The following is a 24009-nucleotide window of genomic DNA, read 5'->3' as shown; positions in this document are numbered from 1 at the left end:
ATTAGTAGATGAAGAAAGCGCTCACTTTTAATTTTCTGTTGATCTTTTCTATGGTTATTGCGGGCTTGTATGGCGTATTGCATGATCAGCTAACTTATACGATTTCTCCAGAATATTATACCAATTTTAAATTCATTCAATTTGAATTGCTCGAAGAAGGCCAAAAGGTAGATGCGGAAACTGTAAGGATGCAGGTGGCTGTGGTAGGTTTTCTGGCAACTTGGTGGATGGGTATTCCCATTGGCGTAATCCTCGGCTTAGTTGGATTTATTCACAGCAAATGGAATCAAATGTTGAAAATAACTGTTCGGGCATTTGGAATTACGATGCTTGTCGCTTTTATTATTGGACTTTTAGGTCTTGCCTATGGATATTTTTATTTGTCGAACCTTCCCGTCGAAATCTTCAAGGCGAAGGGATGGTTTATTCCTGAACAATTAGCGAACCACAAAAATTTCATTATGGTGGGGAGCATGCATAACTTTAGCTATATAGGCGGGGTGGTTGGATTGCTTTGCGGTGTTGGCTATAGCTTAAGGATAGGGTTTAGGGCAAGACGTAATCGTTTGCTTGAATAATGTAAATGGTGGTAATAGGTTGTAATCCGTGGCTCACTAGTTTTGTTAGCCGGATTGCAAATCCGGAGTTAGCTCAGTCGGGAAAGTATTTCCCGACTAGCAAATGCGCTGGTCGAGACAGATCCGTTAAATGCTTAGGGCATCTCGCCAAAGAGTTCGATTGTTTTCTCTCTTCTAAAATCAAAAATCTCTTGTAGTTTCTTCTTTACAAAGAGGCCATGCGCCATTTGTCCAAAAACTCCCATCGGAAGGCCATAAGTTAAAATATCTGTCATTTCAACCCCATTAGAAATGGCTTTAAAGTGGTGCTGGTGGTGCCAGAACCTGAAAGGCCCGAAACGCTGTTCGTCTATAAAATACTTTTCAGGTACAACTTGGGTAATTTCTGTCATCCAATTCAGTTTGATGCCCAGCATCGGCGATACCTTATAAGTAATAATCATTCCCGGATACATTTTCTCGTTAGGATCTAGTTCAGAAGTTACGATAAAAGCCATGTCGCTTGGGGTAATCTGCGCCAAATTGAGTGGCGATGAAAAGAAATCCCAGGCAGTGGCAAGTGGAATTGGGAACTGTTGTTTGAAAATTAATTGATAAGGTTTCATGATAAAGCAAAGATACTATTAAATTTTTGATGCTTGTTTTGGTGATTTTTATGAAAAACTTAAAAATATTGGTGATTTTAAGTTTAAAATTGATTGATTTTTAAAATTTAATCGTAAAAAATGATTTTTATATAAATTATTTGATGTTTTTTATGTTTTAAATTGTGTTTTGTAGTAATTTATTTAGTTAATTTTGATTATTTGCTTTCTTTTTAGCTAAAAAAGTGAAAATTTATTACTAATTTTAGATAATTATTAAAAAAATCAAACACTAAACTTGAAAATTCATGGCAAAAGTTCTATTTAAACAGTGGGCTCCATTTGCAATTTTAATCTTAATTGCAGTTTTATCTCTTTTTGTTCCCTTGCTTCCCAATTTTGATGAAGGAAAATATAGTGCGGCAGATATTGCATTTATATTGGTAGCTGCGGCGCTTGTATTTTTAATGACGCCAGGCTTGGCCTTTTTCTATGGTGGTATGGTACATCGCAAAAATGTGCTATCAACCATGATCAAAAGCGTTGTTGCTGCTGGGGTAATTACCGTACTTTGGGTGGTAGTAGGTTTCAGTCTTGCTTTCGGCGATAGCATTGGTGGCTTTATAGGGAATCCCAAAACATTCTTGTTTTTTCAAGGCGTAAACTCTGGGCCTGCATGGGGAACTATTCCGCTTTCTTTATTTGCGGTTTTCCAACTCATGTTTGCTATTATCACTCCTGGATTAGTAGTAGGTGCAGTTGCAGAGCGTATCCGTTTTACTTCATATATTTTGTTCATCGTATTGTTTGCACTTTTTGTGTATTCGCCATTGGCGCACATGACTTGGTCGCCAAGTGGTTTCTTGTTAAAAATGGGCGTGCTCGATTTTGCTGGAGGTACCGTAGTGCATATTTCTGCGGGTATGGCAGCTTTGGCAGGAGCCTTGGTCTTAAAAAGAAGAAAATCGCACTTGGAGCACAAAGAGGTTCCGCCAGCAAATATCCCTTATGTATTAATAGGTACAGGTTTGTTATGGTTCGGCTGGTTCGGTTTTAACGCGGGTTCTGCCTTAAGTGCAAATGCCTTGGCAGTTTCGGCCTTTTTAACCACCAACACGGCTGCAGGTGCGGCAGGTTTATCTTGGATGTTCTTCGATGTGGCCAGGGGCAAAAAGCCTTCGGTTTTAGGTTTCTGTATCGGTGCCGTAGTAGGTTTGGTTGCCATTACCCCGGGTGCAGGCTTTGTAAGCATTCCATCAAGTATTTTTATCGGTGTAGTTGCTGCGGTTGTCTCAAACCTTGTGGTTTCATGGAAACAGAAAACCAGCTTGGATGATACTTTAGATGTATTTCCTTGTCATGGTGTGGGTGGTATCGTAGGGATGTTGCTAACAGGCGTTTTCGCTACCAAAACTGTAAACAGTGCTGGTGCCGATGGCTTGTTGTATGGCAATGTAGATTTCTTCTTCATACAGTTAAAAGGCGCGTTGATCGTGATTGTATTCAGCTTTGTAGTGTCATTTGTCATCTTCAAACTGATTAACCTTATTCAGCCGATCCGTGTAACCGAGGCAGAAGAAGAAGAAGGCTTGGATGCTTCTCAGCATGATGAGAAATATACGCAAGGCACGTTGATCGTGGCAGGAAAAGAAGTTCCAAACATTTAGGCAAACCAAATAATTTCGGGCTATCTACAAAATTGAACCACATTATTTGTGGATAGCTCGGGTATTGCCTTTTAATTTTTCAGCTAATGGACTAATAAATAAACCTCACAAACTAGAAATTATGAAAATTAAAACTCTACTCTCTACTTTCACTGCCTTAGGATTTACCGCTGCTGCTTATGCCCAGGAAACAACGGGCTCGCCCCTACAGATCTCTGGATCGGTAGATACCTATTACAAGTATGACCTGAATAAAGCAAGCAACATCAATACCTATTTTGCCAACGAGCAGAATTCCATTTCTCTGGGAATGATAGATCTTGCCTTAAAAAAATCCACCGGAAAAGCCTCTTTTGTTGGAGAGCTTTCTTTCGGTCCACGCGGACAATCACAGTCCATCCCGAATGCAGCTGGTGCCTACGATGAAAATACCAACAGCTTCAACATTCAGAATTTATATGTGAGTTATGCTTTTACCGACAAATTTACCATGACGGCTGGCTATATGGGCACTTTTGTAGGTTATGAGGTAATTTCTCCTTCTGCGAACTTTAACTATTCAACTTCTTACCTGTTCGGTTCCGGTCCGTTTCAAAATGCCGGTATCAAGGCCAGCTATACTTTTTCAGACAAGATCAGTTTAATGGCTGGCTTGTTTAACGATTGGAATGTTTACCAGGATTTTAATGGTGTATCTCATATTGGTGCTCAGTTAACAGTAACCCCAATCGAAGGCTGGACCGCTTATTTGAACGTGCTTTCTGGCCATTCGGCTGGTGCTCCGGGTACAGGTACGATCCTCGATTTGACCACAGCCTATCAGATTACAGATAAGTTTAAGTTGGGCTTAAATGCAGCCGATTATACCATCTCTGGCGACAATGGCGGTTATTCTGGCGTGGCTTTATATCCGCAATATGCTTTTACAAAAGCAGTGGCATTGGGCATCAGGGGCGAGTATTTTAACTATAAAGGCGTCGCAGGTGCGCCAGATGCAGCCGTGGCTTCGTTTACCTTGTCTGGCAATATCAAATCTGGCGGACTTACCTTTATTCCTGAGGTACGCTTAGATAGCGATAAAGATTTTTCACAAGGCTTTTTAAAGAGGAATGGCTTAACGGCATCTAAAACTGCTTCGCAATTCTCTTTGGCCGCTGTATATACTTTTTAATCAACTCCTAAACCAAACGCCGGGCAATATGTCCGGCGTTTTTTGCAACCCTTACCAGAAAAAGTAAATGATAAACAGATGAAGATTATACAATTGATGGCCCTTTTTTTCTTTGTTGCAAGTGCAGCATTGGCGCAAAGCGATAATTTGTCGGTTGACGAAAACGGCAAGCTCATTTATTATGAAGTGGTGGAATTAAAGGGGGCAGCTAAGGATTCGCTCAAAGCCAAGCTCAATTCCTATCTGAAAAAACAAAAGGATTTAAAGGTGAAAACTACACAGGCAGACAGTACGGTTTTAGCTGGCGGAAAATTGGTAATCAATAAAACGTTGTTGGTCATGTCTCATCCCTCGGGAGAAATCTTGTATAATTTTAATGCAGAGGTAAAAGAAGGAAAGTATCGTTTTTGGCTTACCGATTTTGGATTTATTCCTTATCAAAGAGACCGATATGGAAATTTTGTAGCCACTACGAATAAAAGTACGCCTTTAGAAAGCGATCCTGGAAAATTAAATGCGGGGCAATGGAAGGAATACCAATCGCAAACCGCTAAATATGCCCAAAATTTTGCAACAAAGCTGAAACAGCACATGGCCAGTGAAAAGCCGGTAACAGTTCCTGCACCAGAAAAAAAAGTGGTGGGTAAATCTTGGTAAAAGAAGTGGAAAGTTTAAAGTTATAGGGAGTTTAAAGTAAAAGGTTAAAAGCCAAAACTATGAACCTCTAAGCCATAACTTTCAACTCTGAACTCCCAACTATTAATGTACCATCTTATCGGCGCAGGTAGAGCTGGCAAAAGCTTCGGGTTTAGCCTTAAAAATAAAGCCCATGCTTAAGATATAGCCCATCGCCTCGTTCAATGCCTTGTTAGATTTAAACATCGGATTGGTATTGATGTCTGCATGTACTTCCAAATCTACATCGTAAACGTCTAGCAAATCGCAAACGGAATAAGCAGTTTCGATAGACTTCTGTACTTCGACCAACATTCTTTCCTTGATGCCCATTTTTTGGGTGGTTTTCTCTTGGCTAATGTACATGAAACCGCCATGGTGCTCCCTAAGCAATACAATTACAGTGGCAAAATCGGTAATAGCACCCTTAACTTGAGAATCTGTGCCGATGCACACCTTTAATTTGAAGCCGTTTCCGGTTTCTCTGATAATCGCTTGTTCAACTTCTTCTAAGATAGACGAATGGATCACTTCGCCACTAAATTTTTTCCAGCTCATACGTTAATGGTGTTAAGGTTAACAACCCGTAATCAGGTTTCCTAAATTTAAGCCCTTAATGTGAAATTGCAGTTAACGGGATGTTGTTTATTTGCTAACATTTAATTGGTTATCAACAAGATAAGGTTTTTAGGGAAGATGTAAGATGAGAAATGTAAAAAGAGTGGAGGGAGTGAAGGCAGACGCTAGAAAGGCAAGAGACCAAAGGAGCTAAAAATAGAATATAAGATGGATAAAATGGAAGATTTATGGCTAAAGCTAAATATCTTCCGACTTTCGGACTATGGACTCCGGACTATGGACTCCGGACCTCTGACTCCAGACTTCTAGCTCTGAACTAAGAACTCTTTCCCCTCTTCCATTATCCATCTTACCTTTTACATCTAAATAACTACCTTTGGCCCATGATTTCACAGTCGATACTCGATAGCCTTAAAATTACGGCGCTTAACCAAATTCAGCAAGAAGCCATTACAGCCAGTAAAAAAGGCAAGGATGTGGTTATTCTGGCACCTACAGGATCGGGTAAGACTCTCGCTTTTTTATTGCCGGTTTTAAATAGGCTCAAAAAAGAAGCTAAAGGCATCCAATGCTTGATTTTGGTGCCTTCAAGAGAATTGGCTTTGCAAATCGAATTGGTTTTTAAGCAAATGGCCACCGGCTTTAAAATTACTTGTTGCTATGGTGGGCATGAAGTAAAGACCGAGCTCAACAGCTTGAAAGAGGCACCTGCTATTTTGATCGGCACACCCGGTCGCATTGCCTTTCATCTAGATGCACAAAATTTTGATGAATCAACCATAACGACTTTAGTGCTTGATGAATTTGATAAGGCACTAGAATTTGGCTTTCAGGCCGATATGGGCTATATCGTTGGGGCTTTGCGTTCGTTGGAACAACGTATTTTGACCTCGGCTACGGATATGGAAGAAATCCCCGCTTTTACAGGATTGAAGGAGCCAATTACCCTCAATTTTTTAAAAGATGATGCCATTGCACCAGCCCTTACCTTAAAGAAGATCAACAGCAAGGCAGAGGACAAGTTAGATACGCTCTTCGAATTGATTTGTAGCATTGGAAACGAGGCCATGCTGATTTTTTGCAATCATCGCGAAACGGTAGACCGAATTAGCGATTTACTGATCGAAAAAGACCTCATCCACGATGTTTTTCACGGAGGCATGGAACAGGATGAAAGAGAGCGTTCCTTGCTCAAGTTTAGAAACGGGAGCAACCTGATTTTAATTACAACAGATTTGGCTGCTCGCGGGTTGGATATTCCGGCAGTAGAACACATTATACATTACCAATTGCCCCATACCGAAGATGCATTTGTGCACCGCAATGGGCGTACTGCCAGGATGAATGCAAAAGGAACAGCCTATCTGATTGTGTCGCCTGAAGAGAAATATCCCTTTTTAACAGAAGGAATAGAAACGTTAAATTTAAAAGGACCTTATGCCTTGCCGCAAGATAGTGCCTGGCAAACTTTGTATATTAGCGCCGGCAAAAAGGATAAAGTAAACAAAGTAGATATTGTAGGCTTGTTGCTCAAAAAGGCCGGCCTGCAAAAAGAAGATGTAGGACTGATCGAAGTGAAAGATCAGGCGGCTTATGTTGCCATTAAAAGAACCTTAACAAGCCAAGTGCTGAAAAAATTGGCTAATGAGAAAATCAAAAACAAAAAAGTTAAGATAGAAGCGGCCTTTTAAGCAGTAATTTTTAGGCCAACTTTACTGATCACCAAACAACAAAAGAATATGAGTAATAACGATATCATGAAAAAGCTAAGGGTAGCCTTATCCTTAAATAGCGACCAGATTATAGAAATTTGCAAGTTGGTTGGTTTTGTGGTTACCAAGAGCGAATTGGGAGATATCTTTAGAAAAGACGACCATCCCAATTTTAAAAAGTGTGGCGATCAGATTTTAAGGAACTTCCTAAACGGTTTGGTCATTTACAAACGTGGTCCACGAGAAGCAACTACTAGTGATAATTCATAGTTCATTGGTGTCATTAGTTCATTAGGTTGATTGGCTTATGCTGTATCAACTGAAAACTATTAATCGTCATTCCGCACCAGATGAGCTGTTAGAAAGCAATTTGTTTAATAGATTCTTCGCTTCGCTTTGTTCTTTATAGCGGTAATTGTTTATTTGGTGAGTTCAATTTAACTATCAACCAGCATTAACGGTTAACCAACTTTTCGATCTTATCTAATAAAACATCCATTTTGAATGGCTTTGGCATGAAACCGTCTGGAGCACATTCCATGTCCTCTACCTCTTGCGCATCGTATAGTCCTGACATCATTAAAATAGGAATGCTACTGGTATCTTCGTGCGATTTGAGCTGTCCGCAGATTACCCTGCCATCGATTTTGCCCAAAACAATATCTAGCAAAATAAGGTCGGGCTCGAATTCGGCAATGCGCTCGAAAACAATTTCCGCATCATTTAAGGGCTCTACATCATACCCACCAATTTCTAAGATCACTGTAATTGTGTCTAACACATCGTCATCATCATCAACAACTAGGATTTTTTTCATAGGTCAAATATAAAATATTGTACAGCTTTGTTAAATGTTATAACAACAAAAATCTGCGCAAGTTTCTTAAAGTTTGATATAGATGTGCAGAAGGGGCAAATTTTGGCTATTAAACTAGTGTAATGCAATCCTAGATAGGAAATTAATTATAACTTAAAAATATATTTCAATTATTTTTGAAAGTTTGAAAATTAATTCTACATTTGGTTATGGAATTCGAAGCCGCTAAAAATAAATTTCTGCAAACATGGGGCGCATTGGGCTCGCAATGGGGCATTAATAAAACGATGGCGCAGATCCATGCCTTGCTAATGGTTTCTAACGAAGCTATTTCTATGGAAGACATTATGCAAGAACTGCAGATTTCGAGAGGCAATGCCAGCATGAACCTAAGGGCCTTAATGGATTGGGGCATTGTATACAAAGACAATAAGCCCGGAGAAAGAAGGGAGTTTTTTATAGCAGAGAAGGATTTAGATGAGCTGGCTACCAAAATTGCCAAAGAAAGAAGCAAAAGGGAGATCAAGCCTGCTTTAAAAATGCTCAAAGAAGTTTCCTCAATCGACGCCAAAGAAACGGCTGCGGAAAGACATTTTGTAGAACAGACCAAAAAGCTGTATGAGTTTGTAGGCAAGGCCGATGAGATGATCGACAAGGTAACCACCTATAAAGACAATTGGCTTGGTAAACTGATGATCAAACTTTTGAGGTAAGAAAATTTTTTAAATATAATTTTCAATATTTTCTGAAATTTTAATAATTAAAAAAACATGAATTACAATCTGCTTGGTTACGCCATCTTCATCTCACTAATTGTGCTCATCATTGTTTTCGTAGGGAGGAGCTGCTATAGGAACGGCAACCTGTTTGTGGCCGAGCTCTTACCGGGGCATTTGGCACTTTGCCAACAGATCAACAAGCTGTTATTGATTGGCTATTATCTGGTTAACATTGGTTATTGCGCCCTTACCTTGGTTAACTGGGAGCAAATTACGGCCATGTCTAAATTGGTGGAAGTAATTGCTGTTAAAATGGCCATTATTATAGGGATCATTTCGGTGCTGCACTACCTCAACATCCTTTTATTAACTACCCAAGTTCAAAAATTAATCCGCTAACAATTCAACACTCAATATTATGGAAACGACAAAAATTCTGATCGGTTATGCAATTTATGTTCCAGTAGCGCTCTTCTTGACCTTTTATGTATCAAGAACGCTCTTTAAAAACAGCAAGGTTTACATGCTCGATATATTTAAGGGCAGGGAAGAGATTGCCCTTGCCACCAACAAGCTCTTCGAAACCGGATTTTACCTGCTCAATTTGGGATTTGCCTTAATGATACTACAAATTACGCTCTACAAAAACGACTACCAATCTTTGGTGGAGGCCCTGAGTTATAAAATAGGGACTTTCTCTATTTACTTAGGTGTCATGCTTTTTATTAACCTCTATTTCTTTTTCAGGGGAAAAAGGAAAGCGAAAGAAAACAGCATGCCTAAGCCAGGGCCAATACCGCCAAAATTTGTAGCCTAAATAAAAAGGCTCCTAAAACAGGAGCCTTTTTATTTGAACAATTCTATTGTTGGTGTTCTTCACCAACGAGGGCTAGGAATGCTACCCTAGTTTTTTATACTTGATGCGGTGAGGGGTTACATCGCCCAAGCGTTTCTTGCGATTTTCTTCGTAATCTGAATAGTTGCCTTCGAAGAAGTAAACTTCTGAGTTTCCTTCGAAAGCTAAAATATGCGTACAGATACGGTCTAAAAACCATCTATCGTGACTGATCACTACTGCGCAGCCACCAAAATTCTCCAAAGCTTCTTCTAGCGAACGTAAAGTGTTTACGTCGATATCGTTGGTCGGCTCATCCAGTAGCAATACGTTTGCGCCTTTTTTGAGCGTAATGGCCAAGTGTACACGGTTTCTTTCTCCACCTGATAAAATACCTACTTTCTTTTGCTGATCTGCACCGTTAAAGTTGAATTTCGATACATAGGCACGGCCGTTAACTGCCTTGTTGCCGAGTTGGATATTGTCTAAGCCATCGGTGATGTTTTCGTAAACGGTTTTGTTGGCATCAAGGTCGTTGTGCATTTGGTCTACATAACCTAAGGCAACGGTTTCGCCTACCCTAAAAGTACCGGCGTCAGGTTGTTCCTGTCCGGTAATTAACCTGAACAAAGTGGTTTTACCCGCACCGTTTGGTCCGATAATACCTACAATACCCGCTGGAGGAAGGGAGAAGCTCAGGTTTTCGAATAAGATTTTATCGCCGTAAGCCTTGGTCACATCAGTCGCTTCGATCACTACATTACCCAAACGAGGTCCGGCAGGAATGAAAAGCTCCAATTTTTCTTCGCGTTCCCTTCCGTCTTCCGATGCCAATTTATCATAGTTGGCCAAACGTGCCTTTGATTTGGCATGACGTGCCTTCGGTGCCATACGTACCCATTCCAACTCGCGTTCCAATGTTTTTTGACGCTTGCTCTCGGTTTTTTCTTCTTGCGACAGGCGCTTGGCTTTTTGATCGAGCCATGAAGAGTAATTGCCTTTCCATGGAATACCTTCGCCACGGTCGAGCTCTAAAATCCAGCCAGCTACATTATCTAAGAAATACCTATCGTGGGTAACTGCAATTACGGTTCCTTTATAGTTTTGCAAGAATTGCTCTAGCCAATCGATACTTTCGGCATCCAAGTGGTTGGTTGGCTCATCTAGCAATAATACATCTGGCTCTTGCAACAACAGGCGGCACATGGCCACACGGCGGCGCTCGCCTCCAGATAGCACTCCGATTTTGGTTTCAGGATCAGGACAACGAAGTGCATCCATAGCTCTTTCTAATTTATTGTCAAGCTCCCAAGCGTTAACCGCATCGATTTTGTCTTGCAGTTCGCCTTGGCGCTGCATGAGCTTATCCATTTTGTCGGCATCAGAATAATATTCTTCTAAGCCGAATTTCTCGTTGATATCCTCGTATTCCTTTAAGATGGCAGTAATTTCCGACACACCTTCTTCCACTACTTCGCGTACGGTTTTTTCAGGATCAAGCTCTGGCTCTTGTGCCAAATAGCCAACCGTATAACCGGGAGAAAATACCACTTCGCCTTGGAAAGATTTATCTAGACCGGCAATGATCTTTAACAAAGATGATTTACCAGAGCCATTTAAACCGATCACGCCGATTTTGGCTCCGTAAAAGAAAGAAAGATAGATATTTTTGAGAACCTGTTTTTGTGGCGGATAGATCTTGCTTACCCCCGCCATCGAAAAGATTATTTTTTCGTCTGACATAATTTATAACATTTGTGCAAAGATGGGTAAAATGATGGAAGATGTAAAATGGTAGATGGAAGAGGGCTTGCGATATTCCATTCCCTCTTGAGGGGTGCACGAAGGGCGGGGTGGTTAAAGCACTAAGGTTGGAGCTGGAATTATAATTGACTAATGAACCAATCAACGATACTCGCTACTTGAAACTAACAAAAGTGTATTGAAAAAGGCAGGCGCTTTAGCAAAGGCCTGCCCAGTTCATCATTATGAGATGTTAACTATTGAAAATACTGCGATAGATCGGTAATTGCTCCAGTAAGAAAGGTCGCTCTTGGAACCGTTGTTTTGGAGGTCTTGTTGTCTTTAATCAAGATCATCATAGATTTTCCAGCTTCGAATTCAATTGGGCTGCCATTTTGACCTTCATTCTGCTTAAACGGAAGTACTGCCGAAATAAATGGCGCAACCGTGGAAGTATAAGGAACAGTGTTGGTGCCTTTTTCAAAAATATCAAAAGTGTACACATATTGAGGAGAAGGGCCAGGCAGGGGTGGAAGTTCTAGTTTAGCGAACTGGCCCATAGGTATGGTAAACCTGATTTCGGGACTGGTTTTGGTACTGATGCCGGTCGTTGTGTTTTTGATATAGAATACGAGGTCTACATCTACATTTTTGAAATAGGCAGTAAATATAGTCTCAAACTTTGCATTGATAAGCATATTGGCGGGATTGGCTGGGGGGTCGAGCTTTACATTATTCACCAAATTGGTTCCATCGAAAAAGAAATTGATCGATTGTTTTGGGTCTGAAGTAACAACTTTTGTAGCCAACACGGTAGTTCCGCCTTTTTGACGAATGATAATTTCTCTTGTGGTTCCCTTATCGATAGGGATCACTGTCGGACTGCCCGAATTGTTAATCACCCCGGTTCCCGAATAGATTACTGCTCCATCAAGCACAAATTCAAGTTCGCCCGAAAGAACATAGCCCTTCATCGTGATGGCTGTAGAGCTATCGTAAAATTTATTGCCGTCATAATACAGGCTAAACTCCTGGTTATAGGGTGCAGGCGACAGTTTTTTGCGCTGCAGGATTTCGGTAGTTCCCTTTTTTCTGATCTGGATCTCAGTATCTTCTCCAGCCACAGACAAAAGCGCTTTGATTACAATTTGCCCGGGATTTTGGGTACTGGCCACAACTTTATCATTGTAGATAAACTCTAAGTCTGCGGTAGTGGCGCCCGTAATGCTCAGTTCAATAATTTTTCCAGGATCTGGATTGGCAAGTTCTTGCTTGCTGCAGCCAAGAGAAAGCGACAATAGCAAAAAGGCCATGATTGCTTTAGATATAAATTTTGCTTTCATAATTGTTATTTTTAATTCTTCTGCTGTTCAATCTTTTAAAATTTATAGGTTAATGAGGTGCTATAAGTACGGCCAAATCGTTGTTTGTACCTGATCTGGTCTCCATCCTCATATTTATTGGTAAAGCCTTCCTTCAAACGGATGTCGTCTGTTGGATCGCCGTTTATCACACCGTTGGGATCGGCCTCATAACTTCCAGTGTTAACGAAGAAGGTCGATGCCTTGTTGAGCAAGTTCCCGGCATTGAATTTGAGCTCCAATCTGTTTCTGTTGAATTTATAGCTCAGTTGCACATCAATCTGTGCACGTGGCATCTCATATTCGATCTGGTTAAGGAGAGAGCTAACGAGATAGGTTTTATAGCCAGATTTATTGTAGCTCAGGTTCATGCCCAAGCGAGAGCCAGTATATTGCAGGCCCGCATTGATGAGGTAAGGCGATTGGCCATACATCGATCTGCTTTGCTTAACCTCCACATCAATATCATTAGATTTTTTTGGATCTGGATTTTTTACCCGATAGGTTGCCACTACGCTTGAACGTTGCAAGGTAAGGTTGCCAAATGCGGTGAGGTTCTCCAGTATTTTGTTATTGGCAATAAAGCCAAAGTTTTTCCGAAGCTCAAACTCAAAACCATAGACTTTGGCCCTGCTGGCATTTCTTAGGTAATAATTGATGTTTCCGTTTACCATAATAAAACTCAGTTCGGTTGGCCTGTCAAATTTTTTGTAAAAGACAGCGGCAGAGATCAATTCGCCAAGCCCCGGAAACCACTCGGTTTTGAAATCGTAGCTGTCTATTTTAGTGCTTGAAAGACCTTGATTGCCAAATAAGGCACCCAAATTTGGGTTGTACTTGAAGAACTGACTATTGTCCATCAGTTCGGGGCGGACAACACTGCTAGAAAGTGCAGTTCTAATATTGATGGTATTGGTTGGACTATACGTAAGGTTGGCCGAAGGCAACCATTTCCAAGCCTTCTCTTGTGGCAGCTTAAATTCACTTGCCCCCTTAGTGTTCATGCCGTTTTTAATTTCGGTGTATTTATAGTATTCGGCCCTTACGCCCCATACCAAACGCAATTTTTCCAATAGCTTATTGTCGAGCATGACATAAGCAGCATGGCTTTTGCTTTTGCCTTCGTAGCCATCTAAAAAAAGAGAGCTTATCGAATAATTGTATCCATGTGCACCCAGATTTTCTGGACTGATCATTTCGCTTATTGGCAAATAAAATAAACGAGGGTCTATATTTCTACTGGTAACTAATGAAGCAATCTGCCAATCGAATGTTGCCTTTCGGCTCGTGCCGAAATAACCTCCTTTTACTGTATTTCGAAGGTTGCCGATGGTAAAGGGGTAACTTGCATCCAAGCTCCATGAATAATGGCCTTCGCTGTTGTGGTAATTATGACGGGAAGTAGGCTCAACCCTTACTTCGGTTTCTTGAGAGGTGTAATAGAAATACTTGTATTCTCCGCCAATTAGTCTTGGACCGCTTGTGGCAATGGCCAGGTCTTTCTCTTTTCTGTCGATGGATGTTTTTGCAATGTTCCACTCGATTTTTGCCTTCCCAAGCTGGTGTTGCCCGTTCAGTTTGTTTTGTAAAAGAGTAATAAAGGTTGGGTCATCATATTCCTGTATGCGGTTGGGCGGTACGCCATTCACCATGTCGTCGGTTCCGGTAGAATTGTCATAGCCAATAGTCCTAACCAATGAATTGTCGTACATGTGCGTATAAGTATTGCGCATGCTGAAGCGGTTTTTGCCTAATTGCAACCCAATGTTTAGGAGCGCACCAATAGTGGCGTTGTAACTGTAAGTAGCTCCCTGGTTATTCGAATTGTAGTTCCAATCGCTTCTTCGCTGTTGCTCAAATTCATTGATGCCCTGCGTATTGCGGAAGCTAACCGATCCCGTAAAGCCAAATTTGTTTCCTTTTGTAGTATCTAACGAGAGTATTCGGCCAATTACAAACTGATAATTTTGAGAAGGAGCGGTTTTGTTTTTGTAAAGGGTAAAATTATCATGCGTAAAGCGCTTGCTCTGATCGTCTACTTTCTTTTGGTATGCTTCATTTGATAAGGTGGTATTGGGAAGTGTACCGCGATCGGTATGCTCCAGCCCCGTTGGAAATTTTCTGTTGCCGTCGTCAAAACCCAGAAAATCATATTTCCCTTGTTTATGGCTTAGGAAATCTTTTCCGGTACTTTGGTCATTATAAGAAGCCCCAGCGGTAAAGCTCATGAAATTTTCGTTCGGAACATCTTTTGTATTGATTTGAACCAATCCTCCTCCAAAGCTGGCGTTCATATCTGGAGTGGCGCTTTTGCTTACCACTACATTATCTACCATGTTTGAGGGAATAAGGTCAAAAGAAAAATTCCTGGTTTGTGCTTCTGTACTGGGCAAAACAACGCCATCGAGCATCGCCGAATTGTAACGTTCTCCAATTCCTCTAACAATCACGAATTTATTATCAATGGTACTTACGCCGCTGATTCGCTTTAAACTTTCTCCAATGTTTTTGTCTGGAGTACGTGAAATTTGTTCGGCGCTGATGCCATTGCTGATTTCCGAAGCATTTTTTTGTTTGCTGAGCAAGCCTGCGGTCGACGCTTTTTTGTAATCGGATATGACTACTACCTGTTTCAGCGACTTTGAATCTGCTTTTAGCGAAACACTCAGGGAAGTGCTTTTATCTTCGGCAACCACTACACTGGTAACTCGCTGCGTTTGGTAGGAGAGGTAGCTAAACTCCAGCGTAAAAGTTCCCGGCTGAAGGCTCAAGGTATAGTTGCCATTAACATCAGATTGTGCCACGCTTCCGGTTTCGATTACCCGTACAGAAGCACCGGGAAGTGGTTGACCTTTGTCATCCAATATTTTGCCGGTAATATGGCCCGGTTTTTTAGAGATGGGTTGCTCAGGGGCTTTGAGAACGGCAATCAGGTAGTTTTCCTGATTAAACACCAATCTTTTCTGCTTTGCGATTTCCTCCAATACAGTATATAAGGTATTGCTTTTGCCAGATAACCTGATGTTGGAGATGTTCCCGATCTCCGGAGAGTAGACAAAGCTGAAATTGGATTTTTTTTCGAGGTCATCCAGGATTTCTCGGAGTATCGTTTCTTTATTGTCAACAGTAACCCTAACCCTTTTAAGGTCTTGTGATTTAGCGCCAGCAGCCAAAATCACACCTGTACAGGTTAATGTGATTACGGTGATGAGAAAGGCCAGCCTGGACATAAAATATAATAGTTTAATTGCACTTCTTTTTGTAGAATTGTACATAGTTTTTAATGATTATTTTGTGTTCGTACGCAATGATTATGAAAGCTTATCGGAGCGGAGGTGGTGAGATACTTCCGTTCCTTCTTTCTGTTTATGGAATGGGTGTTTTGATTAACGATTCATATATTCCTTTCTTTTTTTGAGCTTAATTGAGTGGTTACTGCCAAACCGATACGGTTTTGTCTTTGATTTCATATTTAAAATCGCCTACCATAGCCAGCATTTTAAATACGGTCTGCAAACTTTCGTTTTTCAGTTTTAGGCGGATAGGCTTGCTTCTTAATGAGCTGCTTTTGATGGTGATCTTGATGTTATACCATTTCTCCAGGCGCTTGAAAATATGTTCCAGCGACTCGTTTTTGAAAATCAGCTCGCCATTTTGCCAAGCGGTATAATCGGCCGGGTTGACCAGTGACTGAACTGTTTTTCCTGATAAAGTGTTATAGCTTAACAGGTTTCCTGGGGTAAGCATCCAGGTTTTTTGACTATTCTTGGCCCTTACGCCAACTTTTCCTGTTGCAACTACTACATCGATGTTTGGGTCGGTGCCATCATGGCGCACATTAAAAGAGGTGCCGAGTACCTGGATGTTCAGTTTTCCGGCTATTACCCTAAACGGTTTGGCTTCGTTGTGCACGATATCAAAAAAAGCCTCACCCTCTAAAAACACTTCTCTTAAACTATCTGGGAAAACGCTCGGGTATTTGAGCCGACTGGAATTGCTGAGTGTAATCTTTGACCCATCTGAAAGTGTAATAACCTTCCGTTGGCCCCTGCCGGTATAGGTTTGACTAAAAATAACCTTCTCCTTGTTTTTTGATGATGGTATGAACAATAGAGAAGCGGTTGCGATCAGCAATATTGCGGCAGCTGCGGACCAAACAAAAGGAAACTGGGATATTTTGACAGGAGCAGATTTTGGATAAAAATGATCGGCCAGATTTTGTGCAATCTTTTTTTCTATTTCTTGTTCTTCCTGCTCATTAGAGAATATTTTTCCCTGAGAAAGATCTAGCTGTCCGAACCAGCGGGCAAAGCGCTCTTTTTGCTGTCGGTCTGCGCCTTTTCGAAAAAGTCTTCTGAAAGTGGCGGTGAGTTTTTTTCTGTTCTGCATTCCTATACATTATCCACAAAAGCAGAAAAGTACCATAGGAAAGAAGTTAAGTTTACGTTAAGGTTGTGTTAACCAAAGAATAGCCATTACCTGAGCCATCGGAATACCGCTTTGCGCCGCCGCCAGCCTTATTTTTTTGAAGGCATTTCCGATTTGGTTTTTTACGGTTTGGGGCGAAAGGCCAAGCTGATCGGCAATTTCGGCGATGGAGTATTTTTCGCTTCGGCTCAACAGAAATACTTCCTTCATTTTATCAGGCATTTCTTCGATGGTTTGGTAAACGAGCTCCACCATTTCTTCAAAGGCAATTTCTGTTTCTTTGCTGCTTAAGCTATCAAACGAATGGTCTGCTTCGTGGGCCTGGTTTAGAAAATGCTGAAAATTTTGAAGATGTTTTTCTTGGAAACCCCGGGTTCTAAAATATTTGGCAAGCTTATAAAGGACAGCCGTACGCAGAAAATTTTTAACGGGAATGTTGATGACGAGCGTTTCGCGCTTATCGTAAAACTCTAGGAATACGTTCTGGGTAATATCGGTTGCCTCGTCTTTGTCGGCAATTTTTTTGTAGGCTATGCCATAAATGTATTTCCAGTAGCGAAGGTAAAGTTCGTTGAATGCAGGATAGCTTGACTGTTTGATCAATTCAAACAATTCGCTATCTGTAGTTGCTTTCATCGATGCAAAACTACACTCTTCATATTAATAAAATGTTAAGGATGAGGGCGTGAAGAAGTTATTCTTGCATTTGGGAAGAATACCTATAAAAAACAAAAGCCACTTCAATTTTCTTGAAGTGGCCTTAAAAGAGATTTAGACTAAAAGTCGATCCCCGGATCAATGGTCGGACCGCAAGGATCTGGATCTGTTGGAGTTGGGTTTACCGGCCTTGCGCAAGGATTTGGCTCGCAAAGGTTAGCTGCCGCATAGCTTAAATAAGCAGCAGTGTAAGGCCAGTCGCACGAACAGATTGGACATAAAGGATGTACCGGATCACCGCCTCCGCCTACCAAAACTTGTTTCAGCTCATTTCTTGTGAGTTTTGATGTTTTCATATTTATTTAATGGTTAAGGTTGATCCGGCTTTGATAAATATAAAAAAAGCGAACTTTTTGGGTTCGCTTTTTAAAGAGGTTGAGTTGCTTAAATCTCTATGCTTTCTACAGCTTTCTCTAGCGCTGTTTCCTGAAGATCGGGCATGGCCAATCCTTCGGCTCTATAAACGGTAATATCGGTCATGCCCATAAAACCTAAAATGGTTCTCAAATAAGGTTCGGTAGAATCATAGGCTTTCATTGGGCCATCGCTGTACACGCCACCAGTGGCAATGGCCAGGTAAACTTTTTTGCCTTTGATCAATCCTTCTGGCCCATTGGCCGAATAGCTAAAGGTTTCTCCGCTACGGGCCACATGGTCTATCCATGCTTTTAGCGAAGAATGGATGCTGAAATTGTACATGCCCAGACCAATTACAATTGCATCGGCTTCTCTCAGTTCGGCAATGGCTTCATCAGAATTTTTAACCGCTGCCAGCAATTCCGGACTCCTATTTTCGGCAGGGGTGAAGAAGGAGTTCAGATGTACTTCTTCCAAATGCGGGAAAGGGTTTTTCGTTAAATCGCGCACTTTTACGCTGCTGCCTGGATTGGCTTGTTGCAATTTTTTGATAATGGCATTGCCTAATTTGATGCTAACGGATGCCTCGCCACGTGGGCTTGATATTAAATGTAATATTTTCATTTTTTCTTTATTTTGAATTGAACACAAACATATTTATGTTTGGTATGAAAAAGATACTACTATCCAAAAGGATACCGGTATCCTTTTGGATAGCTTAGAGAAAAACCATGTTTAACAAAGAAATTCCAACCAAAGAAGCTTGTGTAGCGAGTATCTCATCCGTAAAAGATGCCTTATATGTGCTGAACGGCAAATGGAAGCTGCCATTGATTGCCTCGCTTGCCGAAGGACCGCGGCGTTTTAAGGAAATACAGCGTGCTTTAGAAGAAATTACGCCAAAAGTGCTGTCTAAAGAACTGCGCGAACTGGAACTGAACGAACTGGTAGAGCGCAAGGTTTTTAATACCGTTCCGGTAACGGTTACCTACGAACTTACCCTATATGGCGAATCGTTGAGCTCGGTAATAGAGCCTTTGAGGGCCTGGGGCGAGGCACATCGCAAGCGTATTGTGGCTTCGAGGAGGACGAATAAAGCTGAGGTTGGCGTTGAGGGTTAAGCGATAAGCGTTTTGTGAAAACTGACAACTGAAAACTGCCAACTGAAAACTGTTGACTGTGAACTGTTTTGAAGCGCAATGTCTCTGACACAGATTTAAGCCGGTCCGGCTTTCCGTTATATCTTTTTTGCCATTCTCGGCAAAAAAAGGATGCCATTCCAATCCGGGCTATTTAACTGAGGCCAGTACAGGGAAGCTAGCAGCAGGAACCTTACCACCTAAACCCGATAGGATGAAAAGCCCAGAGCCGAGACACGAGGCGAGGACTTGTAAGGATAGCGGGACTAACGCTCAAATGGAATGCTGTATTTGCTTTTCGAAAAAGAACTGGGAATAGGTAAATATTGCGTATGGCGATAAGCATTACGTTTAACCTAAGTCGGTAGTTTTTTGAAAATACTGTCAAAACTGCTCGTTTATAGAAAAAAGGAGTAACAATTTGTCAGTTTTCTACTGTAGCCAAAACCTTACAAAAAACCGACAATATCACCGTTCTTAGCCTTTAAATTAGAGTTATTGTAATAAAAACCTATTTTCTATCGGCTTACGTATATACTAAAAACAAAAAATACCTTGCGCTATTCGAGGTTTTTTATTTAAGCTTGAGGAAACTATTGTTATTATCCACCAAAATGGCGTAATTGTTGATAAAATATAAAAATCTGGAGGCCGTATTTATAAAACAAATTTATAGTTTAGAGTCGCCCAGATTACACACATATTATGGAAGCTAAATTTTCACCACAGGTAAAAGATGTGATTTCTTTCAGCAGGGAAGAGGCCCTGAGGTTAGGACACGATTATATAGGCGCTGAGCATTTGTTGCTGGGCCTTATTCGCGAAGGTGACGGTATGGCCATAAAGATTTTAAAATCGTTATCGGTTGATACCTCTAAACTTCGCCGCTCCATTGAGGAGGCCGTTCGCGGTACCTCGAGCGTTACGGTTAATTTGGGAAATATTCCATTGACCAAACAAGCTGAGAAAGTACTAAAGATAACTTATCTAGAAGCAAAAATATTCAAAAGCGATTTAATTGGCACAGAGCACCTGTTGCTGTCTATCTTAAGAGACGACGACAATATTGCTTCGCAGATTTTATTGCAATACGGCATTACCTACGAAATCTTTAAACAAGAGGTTGAGGTAAACAAAAACGGTTTTAGAGACGAGGCACAGGGAGGTGGTACTTCTAGTGGCGGCGATGACGATTACCAAGAAGAGGAAAGCTTTAGTGCGCCTAAAAAGGTTTCGGACATCAAATCTAAAACGCCTGTGTTGGATAATTTTGGTCGCGATTTAACCCGTGCTGCAGAAGAAGGCCGTTTAGACCCAATTGTAGGCAGGGAAAAAGAAATTGAGCGTGTTTCTCAAATTCTTTCTCGTCGCAAAAAGAACAATCCGATTTTGATTGGCGAGCCAGGTGTTGGTAAATCAGCCATTGCCGAGGGCTTGGCTTTGAGAATTGTGCAACGCAAGGTATCAAGGGTACTCTTTAACAAAAGGGTAGTTACCTTGGATTTGGCTTCGCTGGTTGCCGGTACCAAATACCGTGGCCAGTTTGAAGAGCGCATGAAAGCAGTGATGAACGAGTTGGAAAAATCGACCGACGTTATTCTGTTTATCGACGAGATCCATACCATTGTTGGGGCGGGTGGTGCTTCGGGCTCATTAGATGCTTCGAACATGTTTAAACCTGCATTAGCCAGGGGCGAAATCCAATGTATCGGTGCCACTACTTTAGACGAATACCGTCAGTACATTGAAAAAGATGGTGCTTTAGACCGTCGTTTTCAAAAGGTAATGATCGAGCCGGCTACACCAGATGAAACCGTAGAGATTTTGAACCGAATTAAAGAGAAGTACGAAGAACACCATGGCGTTACTTATACGCCAGAAGCAATTAATGCTTGCGTGGCTTTGACTTCGAGATATATTACAGACCGTTTCTTGCCTGATAAAGCCATTGATGCTTTAGACGAGGCAGGTTCAAGGGTGCATTTGACCAATATCCATGTTCCTGAAAACATTATCGCTATCGAAAGTAAGATAGAAGATATCAAGGTTGAAAAGAACAAGGTGGTGAAAAGCCAGAAATATGAAGAGGCCGCTAAATTGCGCGACACTGAGAAAAACCTGTTGGAGGAATTGGATCGTGCGAAGGCAGAATGGGAAGCTGAAACCAAAACCAAGCGTTATGAAGTGACCGAAGACAATGTGGCCGAGGTGGTTTCGATGATGACTGGTATTCCTTTGCAACGTGTTGGACAAACCGATAGCGTAAAACTATTGAACATGTACGATACGGTTGCCGAGAAAATTATTGGCCAGGATGATGCAATCAAGAAATTGACTAAAGCCATTCAGCGCACCAGGGCTGGATTGAAAGATCCTAAAAAACCAATTGGTTCGTTTATTTTCTTAGGTCCAACTGGCGTTGGTAAAACCGAATTGGCCAAAGAGCTAGCTCGTTTTATGTTTGACAGCGACGATTCGCTGATCCAGATTGATATGAGCGAATACATGGAGAAATTTGCGGTTTCGCGTTTGGTAGGAGCGCCTCCGGGATACGTAGGTTACGAAGAAGGTGGCCAATTAACCGAGAAAGTGCGCAGAAAACCTTATGCCGTAATCTTGTTGGATGAGATCGAAAAAGCGCACCCTGACGTATTTAATATCTTGTTGCAAGTATTAGACGAAGGCCAGTTGACAGACAGCTTGGGACGCAAGGTTGATTTTAGAAACACCATCATTATTATGACTTCTAACATCGGCGCACGCCAATTGAAAGATTTCGGTGCGGGTGTAGGTTTCTCTACTTCGGCAAAAATCAGCCAAAATGATGCGCATAGCCGTGGCGTAATTGAAAACGCCTTGAAACGTGCTTTTGCTCCCGAGTTTTTGAACAGGGTTGACGATGTGGTAGTGTTTAACAGCTTGGGCAAAGAAGAAATCTTTAGAATTATTGATATCGAATTGAAATCTTTGTTTGGCCGTGTACATAACTTGGGTTACGAAGTTAAATTGACCGATGGTGCCAAAGATTTTATCGCCGAAAAAGGCTTTGACAGTAATTTTGGTGCCCGTCCGTTAAAACGTGCCATCCAGAAATATTTGGAAGATCCGATTGCAGAAGAAATCCTAAAAGGAGAAATCCATGATGGAGATACTTTAGAAATCGACTACAATAAAGAAAAAGAAGAAATTACCGTAGTAAACAAAAGCAACGGTAAGAAAAAGAAAAAAGAAGAGGGCGCTTAATACTATATTAAGAGAGCAAATCGTTAAACACCTATCATTCACATGGTAGGTGTTTTTTTATGCGCCAGCCAAAGAAATTCATCCTATGAAAAGAATTGCTGTTTTATTGATAGGCTTTTTTTACCTATCGCTCGGTTGCAAAGACAATAAGGCCGAGGCCAGTCCTGATGAGAACGAGGATACTGAAATTGTGGCCACCAACCTAAATAACGGGCTTTTGTTGAATCTGGTTAACCAGGTTCGGGCAAGTGGCTGCAATTGTGGCGCAACAGCCATGCCACCGGTGCCGGCTTTAACCTGGAGCAACCTGATTGCCAAAGCGGCAGCAAGCCATAGCAAAGACATGAACAAGAATAATTTTTTTGATCATGTTTCTTCTGACGGCAAAAACCTGGCCGATCGTTTTAATGCCGTAGGTTATAAATGGAAAGCCATTGCAGAGAATATTGCCAAGGGACAAAAAGACGAACAGGCCGTAATGAACTCCTGGCTAAACAGCGAAGGCCATTGCAAAAATATAATGAGTGCGAGCTACAAAGAAATGGGAGCGGCCAAAGAGGGTGCTTATTGGACGCAGGATTTTGGCGCACAGCGTTAAATACTGTAGCCACAGCTTAGCAGGTTTTTGGTTGATATGCTGTGGCTTTTTATCTTTGGTTTGGCGGTGATGGCACACTAGAAGTTTTATGCCTTGCTTGCCAGTTTCATTAAAGCTTGGTAATAGCGTTCGCAGGCAGCGGGATCTGTAGCAAGAAACAGGAAGGGTTCAATGAGTTCCAGTTCCATTAACAAGAATTGGCCGTTTACCACTGTGCCATCAACCCGGGCATATAGACAATTGCCAGCAAACTGATCCACATATTGTTGCGCGCTTTGAAGCAGTGTGGCTGGTGGTACTTGCGGGTGTATGGTTCCGCCGTGGGCATGTTGCACCCTAAAATCGCCAGTTTTTGCTTTTTTGAGCAAGGCATGGCTAAACTGCTGATCAAAGAACAGGAAAGACCATTCGCCCTCTTCCTCAATTTCGGTTAAAAAAGGTTGTGCGATGAAGGCTTCGTCCTTTATCAATGGTTCAAGCTTGGCACTGATTTCGTCAACATTAGCCTTGGTTACTTTAAAGGTATTTTTGGAACCGCCACTTACACAAGGCTTAACAATGAATTTTTCGGTCTTGAACTCTTCAAAGTAAGTCTGAAGGTCGATTTGACTTGCTTTTTCTAAAAAGATACTTGGCGTAACCAATAATCCTTTTGCTTTGATATCTTCAAGGTAATGCTTATCCGCGTTCCATTTTACGGTATCGATGGGATTAAGCAATTTGATGTGCTTGGCCTTTAGTGTTTCCAGCCAATTATAAAAATCTTCGATGAGGTCAAAATAATCCCAAGGCGATTTGAGTAAAGCCAAATCGTAATTTTCCCATTGCACCTGTGGGTCGTTCCAAATTGCTTTTTCTACATTTAGACCTTTTTGCCGTAAAAATTCCAGCAATATATCATCTTCGTTTGCTACGGTTGGAGAGGCATAGGCTCCTTTGTCTTGATAGGTTACTAAAGCAATGTTCATGTAATTTGGTTGAGCTTCAAAAGTAATAAATCGGCTGATGAAGCCAAAGCTAGGTTTGTAAAGGAATTGCGAAAGTACAATTTTTGGTTATGGTGGATTGAGAATCCAATTACAGCGG

The 24009-nt window shown here is 41.4% G+C and carries 23 protein-coding genes; 12 read left to right on the top strand and 11 right to left on the bottom strand.

All coding sequences use genetic code 11. The features are described from left to right. Positions 1–8: 8 nt before the first annotated feature. Positions 9–578, top strand: coding sequence for a hypothetical protein (locus AC570H_RS11790; RefSeq protein WP_497355006.1), 570 nt, complete (start codon positions 9–11; stop codon positions 576–578). Between the two features lie 134 nt (positions 579–712). Here AC570H_RS11790 and AC570H_RS11785 read toward each other — a convergent pair whose 3' ends face one another. Further along, positions 713–1183 carry an SRPBCC family protein gene (locus AC570H_RS11785; protein WP_497355004.1) on the bottom strand — a complete coding sequence of 157 codons (471 nt, stop codon included), beginning with the start codon at positions 1181–1183 and terminating at the stop codon, positions 713–715. A 287-nt stretch (positions 1184–1470) separates the two neighbouring features. On the opposite strand from AC570H_RS11785, the gene AC570H_RS11780 reads away from it, so the two are divergent. The 3 genes from AC570H_RS11780 (at position 1471) to AC570H_RS11770 (ending at position 4657) form a co-directional block, all read left to right on the top strand. After that, a complete protein-coding gene (locus AC570H_RS11780; protein ID WP_497355002.1) occupies positions 1471–2829 on the top strand; it encodes an ammonium transporter in 1359 nt (452 codons plus the stop codon). Between the two features lie 121 nt (positions 2830–2950). Continuing rightward, a complete protein-coding gene (locus AC570H_RS11775; protein ID WP_497355000.1) occupies positions 2951–4000 on the top strand; it encodes a porin in 1050 nt (349 codons plus the stop codon). 78 nt (positions 4001–4078) lie between these two features. Beyond that, positions 4079–4657: a DUF4468 domain-containing protein gene (locus tag AC570H_RS11770; protein WP_497354998.1), complete on the top strand. Its 579-nt coding sequence runs from the start codon at positions 4079–4081 to the stop codon at positions 4655–4657. Between the two features lie 102 nt (positions 4658–4759). Here AC570H_RS11770 and AC570H_RS11765 read toward each other — a convergent pair whose 3' ends face one another. Continuing rightward, positions 4760–5233 (bottom strand): ribonuclease H-like YkuK family protein, encoded by a 474-nt coding sequence (locus AC570H_RS11765; protein WP_330107792.1) that lies wholly within the window; start codon positions 5231–5233, stop codon positions 4760–4762. Positions 5234–5637: 404 nt separating this feature from the next. Here AC570H_RS11765 and AC570H_RS11760 point away from each other — a divergent pair, with 404 nt between their 5' ends. Together AC570H_RS11760 and AC570H_RS11755 are read left to right on the top strand one after the other, a co-directional pair. Beyond that, entirely contained in the window at positions 5638–6945 is a 1308-nt protein-coding gene (locus tag AC570H_RS11760) for a DEAD/DEAH box helicase (RefSeq protein ID WP_497354996.1), read from the top strand. Between the two features lie 48 nt (positions 6946–6993). After that, entirely contained in the window at positions 6994–7236 is a 243-nt protein-coding gene (locus AC570H_RS11755) for a DUF1456 family protein (RefSeq protein ID WP_497354994.1), read from the top strand. 184 nt (positions 7237–7420) lie between these two features. Here AC570H_RS11755 and AC570H_RS11750 read toward each other — a convergent pair whose 3' ends face one another. Then, positions 7421–7783, bottom strand: coding sequence for a response regulator (locus AC570H_RS11750; RefSeq protein ID WP_497354992.1), 363 nt, complete (start codon positions 7781–7783; stop codon positions 7421–7423). Between the two features lie 209 nt (positions 7784–7992). Between AC570H_RS11750 and AC570H_RS11745 the strand changes: the two genes are divergently transcribed. Genes AC570H_RS11745 through AC570H_RS11735 form a run of 3 tightly spaced genes read left to right on the top strand, consistent with a single transcriptional unit; the run spans position 7993 to position 9319 of the window. Further along, the gene (locus tag AC570H_RS11745) at positions 7993–8496 is read left to right on the top strand and encodes a GbsR/MarR family transcriptional regulator (protein ID WP_497354990.1); all 504 of its coding nucleotides are present in this window, start codon (positions 7993–7995) and stop codon (positions 8494–8496) included. Positions 8497–8553: 57 nt separating this feature from the next. After that, positions 8554–8901: a hypothetical protein gene (locus AC570H_RS11740; protein WP_497354988.1), complete on the top strand. Its 348-nt coding sequence runs from the start codon at positions 8554–8556 to the stop codon at positions 8899–8901. Between the two features lie 19 nt (positions 8902–8920). Next, positions 8921–9319, top strand: coding sequence for a hypothetical protein (locus tag AC570H_RS11735; RefSeq protein ID WP_497354986.1), 399 nt, complete (start codon positions 8921–8923; stop codon positions 9317–9319). 81 nt (positions 9320–9400) lie between these two features. On the opposite strand, the gene ettA is transcribed toward AC570H_RS11735, so the two are convergent. The 7 genes from ettA to AC570H_RS11700 form a co-directional block, all read right to left on the bottom strand. Beyond that, on the bottom strand, positions 9401–11080 hold the full coding sequence (gene ettA, locus AC570H_RS11730) for an energy-dependent translational throttle protein EttA (RefSeq protein WP_497354984.1): 1680 nt from the start codon (positions 11078–11080) through the stop codon (positions 9401–9403). 257 nt (positions 11081–11337) lie between these two features. After that, positions 11338–12423, bottom strand: coding sequence for a hypothetical protein (locus tag AC570H_RS11725; RefSeq protein ID WP_497354982.1), 1086 nt, complete (start codon positions 12421–12423; stop codon positions 11338–11340). 35 nt (positions 12424–12458) lie between these two features. Next, complete coding sequence (locus AC570H_RS11720) at positions 12459–15671, bottom strand: TonB-dependent receptor (protein ID WP_497354980.1); 3213 nt, start codon at positions 15669–15671, stop codon at positions 12459–12461. 202 nt (positions 15672–15873) lie between these two features. Beyond that, complete coding sequence (locus AC570H_RS11715) at positions 15874–16830, bottom strand: FecR family protein (RefSeq protein ID WP_497354978.1); 957 nt, start codon at positions 16828–16830, stop codon at positions 15874–15876. Between the two features lie 57 nt (positions 16831–16887). Continuing rightward, positions 16888–17505: a sigma-70 family RNA polymerase sigma factor gene (locus AC570H_RS11710; protein WP_497354976.1), complete on the bottom strand. Its 618-nt coding sequence runs from the start codon at positions 17503–17505 to the stop codon at positions 16888–16890. Positions 17506–17645: 140 nt separating this feature from the next. Next, positions 17646–17882 carry a hypothetical protein gene (locus AC570H_RS11705; protein ID WP_497354974.1) on the bottom strand — a complete coding sequence of 79 codons (237 nt, stop codon included), beginning with the start codon at positions 17880–17882 and terminating at the stop codon, positions 17646–17648. 88 nt (positions 17883–17970) lie between these two features. Then, positions 17971–18567 carry an FMN-dependent NADH-azoreductase gene (locus AC570H_RS11700; RefSeq protein ID WP_497354972.1) on the bottom strand — a complete coding sequence of 199 codons (597 nt, stop codon included), beginning with the start codon at positions 18565–18567 and terminating at the stop codon, positions 17971–17973. A gap of 107 nt (positions 18568–18674) precedes the next feature. On the opposite strand from AC570H_RS11700, the gene AC570H_RS11695 reads away from it, so the two are divergent. The 3 genes from AC570H_RS11695 to AC570H_RS11685 all read left to right on the top strand — a co-directional run bounded on the left by AC570H_RS11695 (position 18675) and on the right by AC570H_RS11685 (position 22923). Next, the gene (locus tag AC570H_RS11695) at positions 18675–19064 is read left to right on the top strand and encodes a winged helix-turn-helix transcriptional regulator (protein ID WP_497354970.1); all 390 of its coding nucleotides are present in this window, start codon (positions 18675–18677) and stop codon (positions 19062–19064) included. A 723-nt stretch (positions 19065–19787) separates the two neighbouring features. Further along, complete coding sequence (locus tag AC570H_RS11690; protein ID WP_497354968.1) at positions 19788–22325, top strand: ATP-dependent Clp protease ATP-binding subunit; 2538 nt, start codon at positions 19788–19790, stop codon at positions 22323–22325. 85 nt (positions 22326–22410) lie between these two features. Further along, a complete protein-coding gene (locus AC570H_RS11685) occupies positions 22411–22923 on the top strand; it encodes a CAP domain-containing protein (protein ID WP_497354966.1) in 513 nt (170 codons plus the stop codon). 86 nt (positions 22924–23009) lie between these two features. Here the strand turns inward: AC570H_RS11685 and AC570H_RS11680 are convergent, their stop codons facing one another. Next, positions 23010–23891, bottom strand: a complete 882-nt coding sequence (locus tag AC570H_RS11680) for an ATP-grasp domain-containing protein (RefSeq protein WP_497354964.1) — start codon at positions 23889–23891, stop codon at positions 23010–23012. Positions 23892–24009 lie beyond the last annotated feature (118 nt).

It is taken from the genome of Pedobacter sp. B4419, assembly GCF_059693725.1.
The sequence above is the reverse complement of the archived record's forward strand: the minus strand, read 5'-3'. Positions and strand labels throughout refer to the sequence as shown.